General features: G+C 36.5%; 14 protein-coding genes. 2 read left to right on the forward strand and 12 right to left on the reverse strand.

Going from position 1 to position 15872, the window contains the following annotated elements:
- The first annotated feature begins 2 nt into the window (after nucleotides 1–2).
- On the forward strand, nucleotides 3–908 hold the full coding sequence (locus EE116_RS11835; RefSeq protein ID WP_122874667.1) for a hypothetical protein: 906 nt from the start codon (nucleotides 3–5) through the stop codon (nucleotides 906–908).
- 46 nt (nucleotides 909–954) lie between these two features.
- Here EE116_RS11835 and EE116_RS11840 read toward each other — a convergent pair whose 3' ends face one another.
- The 12 genes from EE116_RS11840 to EE116_RS11895 all read right to left on the reverse strand — a co-directional run bounded on the left by EE116_RS11840 (nucleotide 955) and on the right by EE116_RS11895 (nucleotide 15088).
- Complete coding sequence (locus EE116_RS11840) at nucleotides 955–2307, reverse strand: thioredoxin reductase (RefSeq protein ID WP_122874668.1); 1353 nt, start codon at nucleotides 2305–2307, stop codon at nucleotides 955–957.
- A 3-nt stretch (nucleotides 2308–2310) separates the two neighbouring features.
- Entirely contained in the window at nucleotides 2311–2685 is a 375-nt protein-coding gene (locus EE116_RS11845; RefSeq protein WP_206159280.1) for a hypothetical protein, read from the reverse strand.
- Between the two features lie 23 nt (nucleotides 2686–2708).
- The gene (locus EE116_RS11850) at nucleotides 2709–4070 is read right to left on the reverse strand and encodes a thioredoxin reductase (protein WP_122874669.1); all 1362 of its coding nucleotides are present in this window, start codon (nucleotides 4068–4070) and stop codon (nucleotides 2709–2711) included.
- Between the two features lie 3 nt (nucleotides 4071–4073).
- On the reverse strand, nucleotides 4074–7964 hold the full coding sequence (locus EE116_RS12615; protein ID WP_206159281.1) for a hypothetical protein: 3891 nt from the start codon (nucleotides 7962–7964) through the stop codon (nucleotides 4074–4076).
- Nucleotides 7965–7985: 21 nt separating this feature from the next.
- Nucleotides 7986–11672, reverse strand: coding sequence for an alpha/beta hydrolase family protein (locus tag EE116_RS11860; protein WP_122874670.1), 3687 nt, complete (start codon nucleotides 11670–11672; stop codon nucleotides 7986–7988).
- 10 nt (nucleotides 11673–11682) lie between these two features.
- Nucleotides 11683–12300, reverse strand: coding sequence for a tRNA 2-selenouridine synthase (locus tag EE116_RS11865; protein ID WP_122874671.1), 618 nt, complete (start codon nucleotides 12298–12300; stop codon nucleotides 11683–11685).
- Between the two features lie 84 nt (nucleotides 12301–12384).
- Nucleotides 12385–12570 (reverse strand): hypothetical protein, encoded by a 186-nt coding sequence (locus EE116_RS12620; protein WP_206159282.1) that lies wholly within the window; start codon nucleotides 12568–12570, stop codon nucleotides 12385–12387.
- Between the two features lie 19 nt (nucleotides 12571–12589).
- Nucleotides 12590–13177, reverse strand: a complete 588-nt coding sequence (locus EE116_RS11875; RefSeq protein ID WP_122874672.1) for a tRNA 2-selenouridine synthase — start codon at nucleotides 13175–13177, stop codon at nucleotides 12590–12592.
- A gap of 69 nt (nucleotides 13178–13246) precedes the next feature.
- Nucleotides 13247–13459: a hypothetical protein gene (locus EE116_RS12625; protein ID WP_206159290.1), complete on the reverse strand. Its 213-nt coding sequence runs from the start codon at nucleotides 13457–13459 to the stop codon at nucleotides 13247–13249.
- Between the two features lie 10 nt (nucleotides 13460–13469).
- Nucleotides 13470–14204: a hypothetical protein gene (locus EE116_RS11885; RefSeq protein WP_122874673.1), complete on the reverse strand. Its 735-nt coding sequence runs from the start codon at nucleotides 14202–14204 to the stop codon at nucleotides 13470–13472.
- Between the two features lie 88 nt (nucleotides 14205–14292).
- Nucleotides 14293–14475: a hypothetical protein gene (locus EE116_RS12630; RefSeq protein ID WP_206159283.1), complete on the reverse strand. Its 183-nt coding sequence runs from the start codon at nucleotides 14473–14475 to the stop codon at nucleotides 14293–14295.
- 4 nt (nucleotides 14476–14479) lie between these two features.
- Nucleotides 14480–15088, reverse strand: a complete 609-nt coding sequence (locus tag EE116_RS11895) for a tRNA 2-selenouridine synthase (RefSeq protein ID WP_122874674.1) — start codon at nucleotides 15086–15088, stop codon at nucleotides 14480–14482.
- A gap of 136 nt (nucleotides 15089–15224) precedes the next feature.
- Between EE116_RS11895 and EE116_RS11900 the strand changes: the two genes are divergently transcribed.
- The gene (locus EE116_RS11900) at nucleotides 15225–15743 is read left to right on the forward strand and encodes an Hcp family type VI secretion system effector (RefSeq protein ID WP_122874675.1); all 519 of its coding nucleotides are present in this window, start codon (nucleotides 15225–15227) and stop codon (nucleotides 15741–15743) included.
- The last annotated feature ends 129 nt before the right edge of the window (nucleotides 15744–15872 follow it).

Here is a 15872-nt window from a genome sequence, read left to right on the forward strand (position 1 = left end):
TTATGGAGCAAATAGCCGTTACTATACAGAATTTAGAAAATGCCGCAAACTACTCGTCTAAATTTTATATCTTTGATGAAAACGGCGGCGATATAGGAAGCGATAGCGGCGTAACCTTTAGATGTCAAGATTCAGATGGAGCCATACTCGCCAGGCATGCACGCATAGGTTATGAAGAGGGATTTTTTACGATATCTTCATATGAAAACTGCGATATATTTTACGCCGATTCTTTTTCAAAGATCGCAAGCGACTACGAAACGGTTGTTAATGAGGGGGACGTGTTTAGGGTAGGGAGCTTAAAACTCATGTTTATAAATCCCTCAAAACTAGAAGAATATGCTGCTAAAACGCAAAAACTAATAGAAAATACCCCTAGTTTCGACAAGCTTGACGATGTGCGCCTTGAGCCTAGAGGTAAGCTTTTAAATGTTGATTTTAAAGAGCAACCTGATATCAATATATTTCCGAAAGAAGATGACGAATTTTATATCAAAAACGACTCTCCTGCAAAGGCGACCGAGCCAAATCCCGCATATGCTCCAAAACCTTTTACGCAAAACATGATATCTTCGCAAACATTAAACGATCTAACGCAAAAACTACTGGGTCAACTTAGAAACGAAATCGCGCCAAACACGATAGAGTCAAATTCCGCCACTCTAAGCGTAGCCGATCTGGAAGCCATACTCTCCACCATACGCCTAACCGACTCTACAAAGCTAATCAACTCCGTCTTATTGCAGCTAGTATGCAAGGAGTTATACTCCCATATGTATGATATAGTCGAAAACAATTCGTTTTTTAAGTACCTATCCGGGTCTATTACCAAAAGTACTCAGGAAAAAAAAGAGTCCTTTGAATATTTAGTACTAAAGGCTCTAGAAAGCTATATCTCAAAAAAATAATACTATATAAATTTAAGCAAGCTCGTTTAACGGGCTTGCTTAATACCTAATCCTTAATATTATGCTCTTTAGCATACTCTTCTATCTTATCTTTTAGATCTTTTGGGAAGCTAGGTTTATACATAGCAGGAGTTAAAGGATTTAGTCTTTTATCCAGTTTACCCGATTCATACATTCTTTTTAGTTCTTCTGGGGTATTATAGTACGGTGCGTTAGGATAACCTTCGGGAGGAGTTAGGGACATTATTTTGGATTCTAGCAGGGTGGAGTCGATGTAGAGGGAGATGTCTTTAGCGGTCATTTCTTTTGGAAAGCCTTTTTTATCGAATCTATTTGTAAAATACGGTAATTCATTATCTAGATATTTTATAAATTCCTCTCTTGTTTTTTCATTTGCGTCTATATCTCTAGGGTCAAGTAACCTACCTTCCTCTATTTCATCTCTCAAAAATTGATGAGTAGTCCCTTCTGGGTCAAAAGCCACCCCCATTCTATTAAAATCCATAATAAAATCACTCCCTACTATCTCGTCTAGATAAGGTATCATACCGTACTCGTCTAAAGGAGGGTTTTTATATAGGGCTTGGAATTCTAATGAACGGGATAGGTTTTTGTTTAGTCCTATATTGTAAGTGTAGTATTGAAAAGCATCGGATAAATACTTTAAAGCTTTTACTTCTCCTAACTGAGCGGCTAAAAATGCTCTTTGAAATTTCCTTGCTTTAAATCCTCCTACTCCTCCGCTTCCAAAGGCTTTAACGTCGCCTAATATCCCTGCGCATATATTCCACTCCCCTATAAACAAATTTGATTTTAAAGTATTTTTATTTCTCTCCACCGTATCGTAAATATCTTTGTATTCCGGTTTAGTTAGTCTTCCTTTTTCGTCTACTCTTGCTATAGCGTCATCAGGTATTTCAAGCATAGAGCATTTTAGATTACTTCTTTTTACTAGATAGATATATCTATCTCTTTTATCCTTTAAGCTTTCATAGTATGCTTTTTCTTTTTTAGTCCAAGGAGATATTTCTTTAGAATTAGGTTTAAAGCTTAGCTTATACCAAGGCTCAAACGATAGATACTCTGTTTGTCCGTATTCGTTAGGGTTTGGATTAAAGTAGCTTGGTTTATAGTCTTTATATGGGGAGGAGTTTAGGATGTCTCTAGCAGAGAGGAGCATTTGGGAGTGTTCTTTTATTGATTGGGTGTCTGCCCCGTGATCCAACTCTGATACTGATAAATTTGTATTTTTATCAAACGGTATTTTCATGCCGTTTGGTGCTATAACTATATAAGTTTCATTATTCATTATTATTCCTTTTTGTATTGTTGTATACGCTAAATATCCTACAGATCCTAAAACTAAGATCGATATTAAAATTTTATAACCGTTTTTCATCTCTTATCCTATAAATAGTCCATCTTCCATTATTATGGTGGTGGCTAGTCTGCCTACTAGGCGGGGAGGTGTTTGTTTAGGGCGTTCTTTTACTGCACTGTTTTTATATTCATAATATTCCTTACACCCCACATAAAGCCCTTTGATATTATTCTTGCCTATTACGTCTAAGGCTTGCAGTAGTCTTCTTGCTTTATTATCTACCTTAGACTCTTTATCGGTAGTATCCGTATTAAAGTTTCCTTCTTTAAAGTCTTGGAGTATTTCCATAGCTTCGTTGTAGCTATCTATAGCAGATTCCATATTGGCCATACTTTTACCTCTGGTTTGAGCTTCTTTATACATCTCGTAAATTTCTCTTCTTTGCGTATAGTCCATAAAGCTACTACTGCCCAATCTACCTAATCCTTAATATTATGCTCTTTAGCATACTCTTCTATCTTATCTTTTAGATCTTTTGGGAAGCTAGGTTTATACATAGCAGGAGTTAAAGGATTTAGTCTTTTATCCAGTTTACCCGATTCATACATTCTTTTTAGTTCTTCTGGGGTATTATAATACGGTGCGTTAGGATAACCTTCGGGAGGAGTTAGGGACATTATTTTAGATTCGAGAATCCCGCTGTCTCTATTTAGAATAAGCTGTTTGTATTCTTGCACATCAGGCTCAGCCACATCATAAGGGGCTTGAAAATCAAACAGAGTTTCTTTGGCATATTTCATAAACTCTTCCCTAGTCGCTTCATTTGCATCTATATCTCTTGGATCAAGCAGTTTGCCTTCTTCAACCTGCATTCTTAGATGATTCATGGTGTCAGCTATAGGATCCAAGATTACCCCTCCCCTATTAAAATCCATAATAAAATCACTCCCTACTATCTCGTCTAGATAAGGTATCATACCGTACTCGTCTAAAGGAGGGTTTTTATATAGGGCTTGGAATTCTAATGAACGGGATAGGTTTTTGTTTAGTCCTACCGCATACGTATAGTATTTAAAACAATCAGATAATACCCTTAAGGCTTTTACTTCTCCTAACTGAGCAGCTAAGAATAAAGCCTGGAATTCTCTTGCTTTAAATCCCCCTAAACTTCCGTTTCCAAATGCCAGGGGATTACCTAGTATTCCGGAACATATACCCCACTCCCCTATGAATAAATCCGATTTAAGGGTATTAACGTTTCTCTCCACCGTATCGTAAATATCTTTGTATTCCGGTTTAGTTAGTCTTCCTTTTTCGTCTACTCTTCCTATAGCGTCATCAGGTATTTCAAGCATAGAGCATTTTAGATTACTTCTTTTTACTAGATAGATATATCTATCTCTTTTATCTTTTAAGCTTTCATAGTATGCTTTTTCTTTTTTAGTCCAAGGAGATATTTCTTTAGAATTAGGTTTAAAGCTTAGCTTATACCAAGGCTCAAACGATAGATACTCTGTTTGTCCGTATTCGTTAGGGTTTGGATTAAAGTAGCTTGGTTTATAGTCTTTATATGGGGAGGAGTTTAGGATGTCTCTAGCGTCTAGTAAGTATTTTGACTGGATTTCTAAATAGTCTTGCCTTGTTCTAATAGACTTGTAGGCTTTATTATTAGGGATAAGCAAATTTGTATTTTTATCAAATTTCAACTCTTGTCCATCGGGCGCTATAACTATATATGTTTCATTATTCATTATTATTCCTTTTTGTATTGTTGTATACGCTAAATATCCTACAGATCCTAAAACTAAGATCGATATTAAAATTTTATAACCGTTTTTCATCTCTTATCCTATAAATAGTCCATCTTCCATTATTATGGTGGTGGCTAGTCTGCCTACTAGGCGGGGAGGTGTTTGTTTAGGGCGTTCTTTTACTGCACTGTTTTTATATTCATAATATTCCTTACACCCCACATAAAGCCCTTTGATATTATTCTTGCCTATTACGTCTAAGGCTTGCAGTAGTCTTCTTGCTTTATTATCTACCTTAGACTCTTTATCGGTAGTATCCGTATTAAAGTTTCCTTCTTTAAAGTCTTGGAGTATTTCCATAGCTTCGTTGTAGCTATCTATAGCAGATTCCATATTGGCCATACTTTTACCTCTGGTTTGAGCTTCTTTATACATCTCGTAAATTTCTCTTCTTTGCGTATAGTCCATAAAGCTACTATTTGATATATCCAAAGGTCTTTTTGAGTCCGCCACCATAAGCTCTTTTGGTTCAAAGGGCATATCGTGGGTTTTTAGATGAGCAAAAAAGCTTTGATCGTCTTTATACGTAGTTCTTAGTTCGTCTAGGCAAAGATAGGCTATTAGTTTGTTTAAAGGCATATTTTTAGATAGGCTAGAGTTTGTTTTAGTATAGATGTCGTTTATGTCGTAGTAAAAGAATTTATGATAGTCCAGTCCTCCGCTAGATAGTCTTCCTCCTATGATGGTTCTTTTTAGATCTACGTTCATAAAGGATGAGTGAATTTGCATAGGATAGTAGATATACTCTTTAGTATCTTTACTCATAGGAGCTAGGGATATGTTTTTTACGGCATACGGCTCGTCGTATTTGTGGGTGTAGTATTTGTATAGGATATCTTCGTATTGACGTTTATGCTTTTCGTATTCGGAGGTATATAGGCTATCTAGGATGAAATTTAACCCGCTACCGGTTATTATGGTTTTTAGGGTGGTTGCGGCGGAGTTAACAAAGAATTTGCCCATAGCTTTAAGTCTTACGCTTTTATGAATGTCCGCTTGATACTCTTTTGATATATTTTTCAATTTAGATAGGTGTGCCGAGGCGTCTTTTGGATTAAGATTATCCGTAACTTCATAATAGGCGAAGGTATTCTTTTTTATCTCGACTATGCCAGCAAAGGCTTTAACTTTTAGCTTTTTAGATAGTCTCTTAGCTTTTTTTTCGTCCGCTATCATAGCTCTTATATTTTCACTCCCTAAAGACGTAAATATCCTAAACTCACCGATATTTTCCATAAAGATTTCTTTGATACTGCTTTTTGAAAAAATATAATTAGTCATGCTTTTAGCTATGTTTGCATAGCCCTCGCCTTTAAAATATCGGTAAAAAGGAAAAAGCTCTTCTAAAACCTCGTCTACTATAGTAGATAGCGACATATCTATGTAAAATTTATAATCTTCGCCCATAGGCACGGACTTAAACGGCTCCATGGCATTATCGTGGGCTTTTTTTAGATCTTCATACGCCCACCGTTCGTCTTGGGTGACTTTGTCGTCGAAATTTGAGCCGTATTCTTTCTCGAAATCTTTAAAAAACTCGTAAAAGCTATCTTCAAATATCTGCATACCGTTTTCTACGAAACCGTTTTCAAAGCCGTCTACGATCTCTTCTATGCATACGGCGTCTTTTTCTCGGGCGCTTTGCATAGTCTGCTTAAAGAAGTAAATTTTCTTTTTGCCTTCGCTAGTTTGTAAAAACGCATCCTCGTTTAAAAGCTTGAACCGCTCTTCATATACGGTTATATACTCGCCGTCGTTACTACTAAAAAAGCCTCCAGGGGAGTTAAATTCGATTAAAGATTGGTCGAATTTTTGTCTAATGACGTAAAAAGTCGTAGCTAGAAGAAATACTTCTATGGCGGAATATGGATACTCGGTTACCTTGTATTCTCCTCTTATGCCACTACGCTTTGCTCCTAATATGAGGTTTTGTACTTCTTTTTTGCTTCCGTACTTTCCAAGGCTTTGTGAATTGCTTTCCGTGTAAACCATTTCGACTTCGTATTTTTTATTTATAGTTTTAAAATAATCCGCAAATTCTTTTATACTTGTTTTTAAAAATTCCCCTTCTTTTTCTTTTATATCCTCCATATCTGCGGGAGATTTGAAAAATGAATTTATGTGTCTTAGCTTCATCTGTAAAGAACCGGTCTTCATCACTAGCTCATGAGACTCTTTTAAAATAGCGTCTATTTCGGATTTTTTTAATCTTCTATCTATAGAGCCGTTTTTGTAGGCGATCTCGCGATTGTATTTGCGTATGTCGTTTTCTATTTGATTTATTTCCTCCTTAGATATACGCACGAACGGGCTTAAATTTAACAGATACAAGTCCTCTTCTTCTTTTGCGTTTACGCTTATGGAGTATTTGCTGTAGTCTTTTATTTGGCTTATGTCGTCGGGTTTTATTAACTTTGAGTCCTTACCGCTTCTGTTGTTTTCATCGTTTATCTTATAGCTAAGCGCCGTTTCTACTATATACTCGCTTAGCTTGGCGTTGGTTTTTTGCGAGGCTCTTGACAGCACGAGATAGTTTTTAGCCAGTTTTCCGTATCGCAGGCTGTTTGTATCCTGGTCTTTATCGGCGGCGGATTTATCTCGGATGAGATTTGCGAATTTTAACGAGTTAAAAAACGGATGCTGAATGTATACGAAGTGCGCGCCGTTTGATACTATGCTACTTTCTACGGATTCATACAAGCTATGGCTATCTTTATCTTTCTTTCCGGTATTTTTATAAATACTTACGTTTCCGTTTTGAGCTTTACGGATCTTTGCTCTGATATCAAAAAAGTCCGCGCCGCTTAACTCTATATTGTTTTTTAGTTGATATGCGCTGCCAGGTAAATAATTTGGTTTGAGAGGATTGTTTCTAAAATCCATCTCCCCGTCTTTTTTATTTTCGTTAAATATGAAATTTCCGCAAACGCCTAGATACTCGTCTACGTTTGTTTGCGCATTTAGCCCATCAACCTCAAATCCCGAAAAATCTATAAACCCTCCGCTCTCTCCGCTCTTGGTTTTAAAAACTAAAACATTGCTAAGAGAGCTTGCATTTAGTAGCCCGAATATAAATCCAAATTCGCTAGCGAGTAAATTCGCTACCGGTCCCGCAAAGGCATAAAAGCCCTTTTTCTTGCTGTGCTCGTATATCTTAGAACCGGTTTCATAAATATCTCCCGCAGACATTAGTAAGCTTACCGGCTTAAATGTCTTTTTAAACTCCGTAAAGTCTATTATGCTAACAAGCGCTTTTATCAGCTCTTTTACGGTAAAGCCGTATGTTTGCTTGGATGTTTTTTCTATATTGCTTTTTAATTTACCAAAAGTATTGCTTATACTTTCTTTTACTTCCTCTTTCGGGGCGAAATTTTCGTTTGCCAGTATGGCTTCGGCTTTTTGGATTATACTTTTTTGCAACTCGTCTAAGTTGCTTTGAATGCTGGATTTATTTGCGTCGTAGTTTTTTACCAGTTCGTTTGCCGCATCGGTGAAATTTTTTACCTTTTCATACTCTTTTTTATTTTTGTTTGCAAGGTTTATTAGCTCTTTAACGAATTTTTCTATGGGATCTGCTTCGTCTATTACGGTATGTACCTCTATAACTTTGTTTAGTCTTCTAATGTTAAATTTGCCGTTTCTTATCGTCTCTTTGCCGTCTATTAGCGCACTTTTATCGATAAAACGGGGCGTTACTATGGTGATATTATTATTTGACTCGGATTCCCCTATCTTAGGGCTCATATCAAAAAGCCTTTGCATGATAATGCCGCCTAGAGTATTTGATTGCAATACGTCATTATGGTAAAAACTGTTAAGATCCCTGCAATAAAAAGTAACGTTGTCGTATTTTTGTTCGTATCCGTCGAATTCTTTTAGTAGCGTTTCTATATCCTGCACGACTCTTATATCGCTTATTTGCACCTTACTTCCTTGCGTTTAAATTTAAACCTGCCCGCTTAACATTACGACTTCGCATATGTCCAGACTCGGCTCATTGTCTTTATCAAATCCTTTAGTGATTTGCAGTTTTACGCTTTTAGCGTATGAGGGCGAGAAAAATACCAGAGTATGCACCGGTCTTTTTTGCGACCTATCTAGGCTTTCGTATTTATCTAGCCTGGTGAAGTATCCCGTTCCGCTTTCAGGTTCGCCCGCATCTTTATATGCTTGCTTGCAAGCCTTTTGAGGAGAGTTTGGGATTACAAATACCAAATTTATCGTATTTATGCCGTAACGTAGCTCGAATTCTTTAAATTTATGGTCTTCGTTATAGTTTTGCTTTAGCTTTTTATCCAGTTCGCCGTCGCTAGGATTTTTGCCTTCGTTTAAATTTAGCCGTATTTGTTCAAAGCCCTCTTTGTTTTCAAATTTAGCGCCGTTTAGATAGTAGATATTTACGGGTAGGTTGTCTTTTTGCGAGGCGTAGTTTTTAAAATGCAGCCTTATGCAAGCAGAGTTGCTATTAGCGCTATCTTTGTCCGCATTTGAGATATTATAGCCGCCGATATCCCCGGGATCCGATATCTTAAGCTTGTTTGATTTTTTAGCGCAGGTTAGTATAGAGCCCCTATCGCTCCTACATAAATTTACGAAGTCTTGCATCAAGGCGTGATCGCCGTTTACGGTTTTTTGGCTAAGAGCACCTCTTGGCACGAAAGCTACTCTAGTGCAATGAGAGTTTGCGCTACAACCTACTATGGGTAAGTTTATAAAATCGCATCCTAGTATCAGGGGTATGCCGTTTGATTTTATCGTTCTTCCTCTTACGCTTTTTAGCACCACCCTGCCGCCGTGTTCGCAGGTTATGATATCGTCTTCTATGACCGGATATAGATACGAGAGGCTAGTTTTAACCGCCGTTTCGTCAAACGTTTTATCTTCGGGAGCGATTTGATTTAGCCCCTTTAGCTCTTTAGCCTTTTTACTGGCCGGTTTTAGCTTGATATTTAGGCTATCTTCTTTTATATCGTAGTTTAGTAGCCTAGCCTGAGAGTTTTTGTATAGTAAATTTAGCCCTCCTATGCCGCTATGCGTATCTCGGGGCTGAAATATATACGAGGCATAGCTTTCGCCAGTTTGGCTATCCTCGCCGGCTTGGTTTTTAGGGGCTAGAGATAAGGAGACCTGATTTGCGTCTTCTTTGTTTTCCGGATCGTTTTTGTCTTTGTTTTCTTTAAAGTAAAGCTCGTAATCTTCTTTTTCCTCGCCCCCCGTTAAAAGCTTACTCATCATAAAGACTTTGGCGTTTAGATATTTAAAGCTTAAATTTATATCCTCTTCTACGCGTGCGACGTCAAACGTACTTTCGTTTTTTAAAAATATATCGCAGTTTTTATGGTAGATATGTATAAGCTCGCTAAGCTCAAACCTTATCATCTTTAAGAGCTGTTTTGCTTGGTACTGTTTATCTTCTTTGGACATATCTCCTAGCGCTTGGATGGAGGGCAGGATTATGCTTCTTTGATTCTCGTCTATCTCTTTTTTATATGCGCTCTGCGATTTTTTTGAGAGTACCAAATAACGCTTCTTATCGTTAGATAGATATCTCCATCCCTCAAATTTAAGCTCATACGCGCTTTTGCAAATTTCTATCCTAGCCTCTATCCATTTTTCAAGCTCTTCGCTATCTTTTTTCGAGCGGACATATGAGCTTATATCTTTATAAAAGTCCGATATATATGTGAGCCTATCTTTTGCTTGTTCTAAATTTAACTTTTTATCTAGAGTAAAAAATCTGCATCCATATATCGCAAACATCAAATTTAGATCATCTTGCATGACCTCTGAGGCGAGCGTTTTTGCGTTGATATGCTTGATATCTTCTTTATCTATGATTTTTATTAGTAGATTATCTTGCGTATAGGCTAGCAAGCAGCTAATGAGATCTTCTACATTAGGCGCCACACCGATATCATCGTATCCAAAGTCGTTTACGTATAGGCTTACGGGATATATTACGCTTTCTAGGATCGAGATCTTTTCTTCTTCCATATTGCCTAGCCTCGGAAGATTTTTTAGATAAATTTTATAAAACAGTATCTGAGAAGCTAGGGTTTGTAAGTAGTCGTTTAGATAGTTTAGAGCCTTTGCTATATCTTTATCTTTTATCTTGGCTTCGTTTTTGGGATGGTTTAAAAGATACTCCATCAGATATAGGCTCTCTACCAACTGCTTCATAAAGTGAGAAGCCTTTAGCACGTTTATAAGATGAAGTTTAGAGGTGTTTTGATAGTCGAATTTTTCCGTATAGTTTGCCATACCGTATCTAAGGCCAAGATCTGAGATAACCGATACGCTTGGCTCAAATACCTGATTTGCGTCTGTTTTCGCGGTATCTAAGCCAAACGTATTTTTATACTCTTCTTGTTTATCAAAGTATCCTTCGTCGTATTCGTCGTAAATTTTATGCATAACGGAGTCTATATGATGAACCTCTATACCAAGAGTATCTCCTTTACTAGCCTTGCTCATATTAGAGCTTACGTTTTGCTTATTTAGCTCTTCGCAGGCCGTTTTGTTTTCCTTTACGAGATCGACGCAATCTTCTAGCGTAGCCTCGTCTTTATCATCTTCGCCAAAGCCAAAGAAGCTTTTTATCTTATCAAATGCCTTGCTAACCATACCGCCTATAAAGCCATTTGGGTCTAGTATCCTAGCTACCCACCTTATGCCTTTATATATGACCTTGGCTATAAAGCCTAAAAACCTAAAAACGATAACCGGCAAGGATATCCATACGCCTCCAAAGCCCGGAGCGTTAAAGGTATATAGCTCCTTTACTTCGTTTGGATAGATAGAGCAGTAAGCCTGAGCCAAATGCCCTCCTAGCGAGTGACCGGCTACTACTAGAGGAGGGGTAGGAGCGTAGTTTGAGGCTTGGGGACGATACGGGTTCTTATCCGCCGAAACGGACTCTAGGGTCTTATCCATATGATCCGTTATGCTTTTATAGATTTCGTCTTTTAAGATCTTAAGAGATACTATCTGATCCAGCGCCGCGCCGAAAAACGCTATCATACCGTCTGTTATAACCAGGTCTTTTACGCCAAGCTCCGTACCTCTAAAGCCTATTACGTAGTTGCCAAATTTACTATCGTAAAAAGCGCTGGAAGAATACCCCGTTATAGAAGTATCTTTAACGTGATGAAGGAGTTCGTAACGGTTTACGAAGGATTTGGTGCGGAGGGAGAGGGAGTGGAAGCCGGGTTCGTTAACAAATACCCTTTGTTGTTTGGTGGTTTTATTTACTTTAATAAAATTTTGGACTTTGTTTGATATTGTTACTTCTTCGAGCTTATTGTCAATCTCCTCATCTGCATTCTGAGGAATTTCTATAACCATATCCTGATTAAACCTAGCCTCGATGGCTAGAGCGTAGGCGGTGGGTTCGCCGATTTTTCTTTGATTTTTTTTTGCAAGTCTAGTCTGATTGTCTTCGGTTATTTTATCGCCTTTAGCTATCCCGTCCGCAAATTTCCACCTAGCAGGCGGTTCGTCTTTAAATTTATCAAACCATCCGTCTTCTTCATTCTCGTTTACCCAGTGAAGCATAGCGTAGCTAGCGTCTGCTATGTCTGCATAGTCTTTAAATTTGGATATTAGGTCTTTGGTTGAAATTTGATCCGACATTTTAAAGCCTTTATCGTTTTTCTAAATCTTCTATGTAAAAAGTATTATCATCTTTTACATATCTAATCTCTTTATCTGATAAACGAAATCCTCTCCCTTCATCTCCGAAGAAACCAAATTTGGTAGTTTGAAATTTATATATAACACCTATGGTTATAGGGGCTATTTCTCCACTATCTGTAACGTAAAAATATTCTGGATTTAAAACCGGTATACATTTATTCCAGCTTTCATGGCCTATTAAATTTATGATTTTTTCTTTGTATTCTTTTGGAATTTTAGGTCGTTTATTATACTCCCTGCCGTAATCCGCGGTATCTGTATAGTATTTTTTACCGTTGGAGAGGGTTTGGGGGAATTTTTGATCAAAGCCTCTCAATTCCACCCTCATCTCTTCATCGCTTTTAACTCTATCTAGAACAGACAGTTCATAAGCCCGCCTCTCCCTCTCTCTGCTCTGAATCTCTTCATAATATTTCTTATTAAACACATATACCCCTCCATATTTCTTACCTAGCTTTGCTATTTCGCTATTGCTTAGTTTGTTGTTATCGCTAGTATCCTTTGCGCTACATCCTACTAAAAATGCTATAGCTAATAGGGCTAATATGCTTAAGATAAATTTCACTACGTATCCTTTGGTTTTAGTGTCGGTTTGTATTATAGCTACTTAAATTTTAAGAGAGGTTAATTTTTGAGTTAAGATTAGTAACTAAAAGCTTTTAGTTATGCTATCTTTAAATTTCCACCTAGCAGGAGGTTCGTCTTTAAATTTATCAAACCATCCATCGTCTTCATTCTCGTTTACCCAGTGAAGCATAGCGTAGCTAGCGTCTGCTATGTCTGCATAGTCTTTAAATTTAGATATTAGGTCTTTGGTTGAAATTTGATCAGACATTTTAAACCTTTAAAATCTACTATTTTTCTAAGTCTTCCATATAAAATTTATTCTTTACTTCATAATATTCAAATCTATCCCTAGATAAAGAAAATCCTCTTCCTTCGTCTCCGAAAAGACCATAGCTCTTTACTTTGTCTGAGTATTGTATATACATTGTTATCGGAGTTATGTTTCCTTCTTCATCTGAGTAAAAACTACCTAATCCTATTCCGGGAATTTTATCTAAATTTTCTTTGCCTATTAAATTTCTAATTCTTTCTTTGTAAATTTCAGGGACTTTGGGTTGTTTGCTATACTCTCTGCTGTAATCCGCCGTATCTGTATAGTATTTTTTACCGTTGGAGAGGGTTTGGGGGAATTTTTGATCAACGGGCTTAGTATCTACGGCATATAATCCGCCGCCCAAATCCCTACCTTTTAATTCTTTTATTGCCTCTTTTCTTTTTTTTTCCCTCTGCTGAATTTCTTCATAATATTTCTTATTAAATATATAAATCCCTCCGTATTTATTATTTAATTCGCTTTTATTGCTAGTATCCTTTGCGCTACATCCTACTAAAAATGCTATAGCTAATAAGGCTAATATGCTTAAGATAAATTTCACTAGTGATCCTTTGGTTACCTGGTATTTGTTTGTATTATAGCTACTTAAATTTTAAGGGAGGTTAATTTATTAAAAAAGGAGGGAGAGAGAGTTAAAGATTCCTCCTGTTGTTGGTTTGATAAATTTAAATGTTATTATAGGCTTTCTTTCTTTAAATTTATCAAACCATCCGTATTCTTCATTCTCGTTTACCCAGTGAAGCATAGCGTAGCTAGCGTCTGCTATGTCTGCATAGTCTTTAAATTTAGATATTAGGTCTTTGTTTGAAATTTGATCTGACATTTTAAAGCCTTTATCGTTTTTCTAAATCTTCTATGTAAAATTTATTTCCGCCTTTGGTATATCTTATCTCATCTCTTGATAAAGAAAATCCTCTTCCCTCGTCTCCGAAGAAACCGTATTTTTTAGTTTTATAGCTATAAGATACAGACATACTTATGTATACGGGTTCGTCGTTGTCGTCTATATAAAGATATAAGGGCAATACAGAAGCATATTTATATGCTTCTTCTCCTGTTATCCTTTTAATTTTATCTTCATAAAAACTACTTATGTTGGGTAATATTTTTTTACTTGCTCGTTCGTAATCGATATAAGTCGTATAGTATTTTTTACCGTTGGAGAGGGTTTGAATAGGATATATTTTCTTACTTACTATATGAGAGACATATCTATCAAGGACTATATTTTCATCGCTACTATTATATTTTTTCATAAATTTATCTTTGTTGTTATTCCAAACCCTATTTAAAAAATATCCATTAGTGGTTATTTGTTTTTTAACAACTTGCTCGCATTCTGATTTTGATTTATTATCATAGCAATCCTTCAGCTCGTTCCTCTCCCTCTCTCTGCTCTGAATTTCTTCATAGTATTTTTTATTAAACACATACACCCCTCCGTATTTCTTACCTAGCTTTGTTATTTCGCTATTGCTTAGTTTGTTGTTATTGCTAGTATCCTTTGCACTACATCCTACTAAAAATACTATAGCTAATAAGGCTAATATGCTTAAGGTAAATTTCACTACGTATCCTTTGGTTATCTTGGGTATTTGTTTGTATTATAGCTACTTAAATTTTAAGGCAAGTTAATTTTTGAGTTAAGATTACTAGTTAAAAGCTTTTAGTTATGCTATCTTTAAATTTCCACCTAGCAGGCTTTCTTTCTTTAAATTTATCAAACCATCCGTCATCTTCATTCTCATTTACCCAATGAAGCATAGCATAGCTAGCGTCCGCTATGTCTGCGTAGTCTTTAAATTTAGATATTAGGTCTTTGGTTGAAATTTCGCTCATGGTATTATTTTCTTTCCAGGTCTTCTAAATAAAACCTGTTTCCGCCTTTTACGGTATATATTTCATCTCTTGATAAAGCAAATCCTCTTCCTTCGTCTCCGAAAAGACCAAATTTAGTTCCTTGATAGCTATATGTTGCAGAAAGCTCTATAGGTACTATTTCGTCATTATCCACGTAGAAGTATCCTATGTCTATAGAGGGTTTAAATTTATTATAATCTTCTTGTCCTATGAAATTTATGACCTCGTTTATATATTTTTTAGAAACATTAACGGCCTTTTTATAATCTTGCTCATAAGATCTAGTGCTTGTATAGTATTTTTTACCGTTGGAGAGGGTTTGGGGGAGTGCATTATCTAGGACTTTTAAATCATCCTTCTTAAAAACTTTCTTTGTTTTAAAAAAATCATCCATATAGTCTTTTCTCTCCCTCTCCCTATCATCTATTTCCTTTTCGAATTTCTTATTAAACACATACACCCCTCCGTATTTCTTACCTAGCTTTGTTATTTCGCTATTGCTTAGTTTGTTGTTATTGCTAGTATCCCTTGCACTACATCCTACTAAAAATACTATAGCTAATAAGGCTAATATGCTTAAGGTAAATTTCACTATGTATCCTTTGGTTACCTGGTGTTTGTTTGTATTATAGCTTTTTAAATTTTAAGAGAGGATATTCGTAAGAAAATCAAGTAAAATAAAAGTTTATGTTGGATACAATAGTAAATATTTTTTCAAAGGAGTAAAAATGGCACAGCCGGCGTACATCAGGATAGAAGGCTCTTCGCAAGGCCTAATTTCAAGCGGAGCATCTACGGAAACCAGTATAGGCAACCGTTATCAGTCGGGGCACGAAGATGAAATCATGGCGCAGGAAGTATCTCATATAGTAAACGTCCCTGTAGATCCGCAAAGCGGTCAGCCTTCGGGACAAAGAGTACATAAACCTTTTGTTTTCACGTCATCGCTAAACAAGGCGGTTCCGCTACTTTACAATGCGCTAACTAGCGGAGAGAGACTAAACAACGTAGAAGTTCATTGGTTTAGAACATCTACTAGCGGCGGTGCGGAGCACTATTTTACCACTAAGCTGGAAGATGCGATAATAACCGACATAACCCTCGTCATGCCAAATGCTCAGGACAAAAACAATAACGATAAGACGGAGTTGTTTAAGGTCTCTATGAACTATAGAAAGATAACATGGGAGCACGTTGCGGCTGGAACCAGCGGAAGCGACGACTGGAGAGAAAACTCAAGAAGCTAAGCTAAATTTAGGAGACTTGTTTCACAAGTCTCCTACTATATTTACAATCACCCTTTAAAACGGTAATTATAAATATAGTATAGCAAATTAAAAGGCTATAGTGTATTTATAAAATTAGATAAATTTGAT

Origin of the sequence: Campylobacter showae, assembly GCF_900573985.1 — a bacterium.
Lineage (GTDB): Bacteria > Campylobacterota > Campylobacteria > Campylobacterales > Campylobacteraceae > Campylobacter_A > Campylobacter_A showae_E.

What these genes read in the sequence shown, in the direction of transcription:
- EE116_RS11835 (WP_122874667.1), top strand. Translation starts at nt 3, where the DNA reads ATGGAGCAAATAGCCGTTACTATACAGAATTTAGAAAATGCCGCAAAC.
- EE116_RS11840 (WP_122874668.1), bottom strand. Translation starts at nt 2,307, where the DNA reads ATGAAAAACGGTTATAAAATTTTAATATCGATCTTAGTTTTAGGATCT.
- EE116_RS11845 (WP_206159280.1), bottom strand. Translation starts at nt 2,685, where the DNA reads ATGGACTATACGCAAAGAAGAGAAATTTACGAGATGTATAAAGAAGCT.
- EE116_RS11850 (WP_122874669.1), bottom strand. Translation starts at nt 4,070, where the DNA reads ATGAAAAACGGTTATAAAATTTTAATATCGATCTTAGTTTTAGGATCT.
- EE116_RS11860 (WP_122874670.1), bottom strand. Translation starts at nt 11,672, where the DNA reads ATGTCGGATCAAATTTCAACCAAAGACCTAATATCCAAATTTAAAGAC.
- EE116_RS12620 (WP_206159282.1), bottom strand. Translation starts at nt 12,570, where the DNA reads ATGTCTGATCAAATTTCAACCAAAGACCTAATATCTAAATTTAAAGAC.
- EE116_RS12625 (WP_206159290.1), bottom strand. Translation starts at nt 13,459, where the DNA reads ATGTCAGATCAAATTTCAAACAAAGACCTAATATCTAAATTTAAAGAC.
- EE116_RS12630 (WP_206159283.1), bottom strand. Translation starts at nt 14,475, where the DNA reads ATGAGCGAAATTTCAACCAAAGACCTAATATCTAAATTTAAAGACTAC.
- EE116_RS11900 (WP_122874675.1), top strand. Translation starts at nt 15,225, where the DNA reads ATGGCACAGCCGGCGTACATCAGGATAGAAGGCTCTTCGCAAGGCCTA.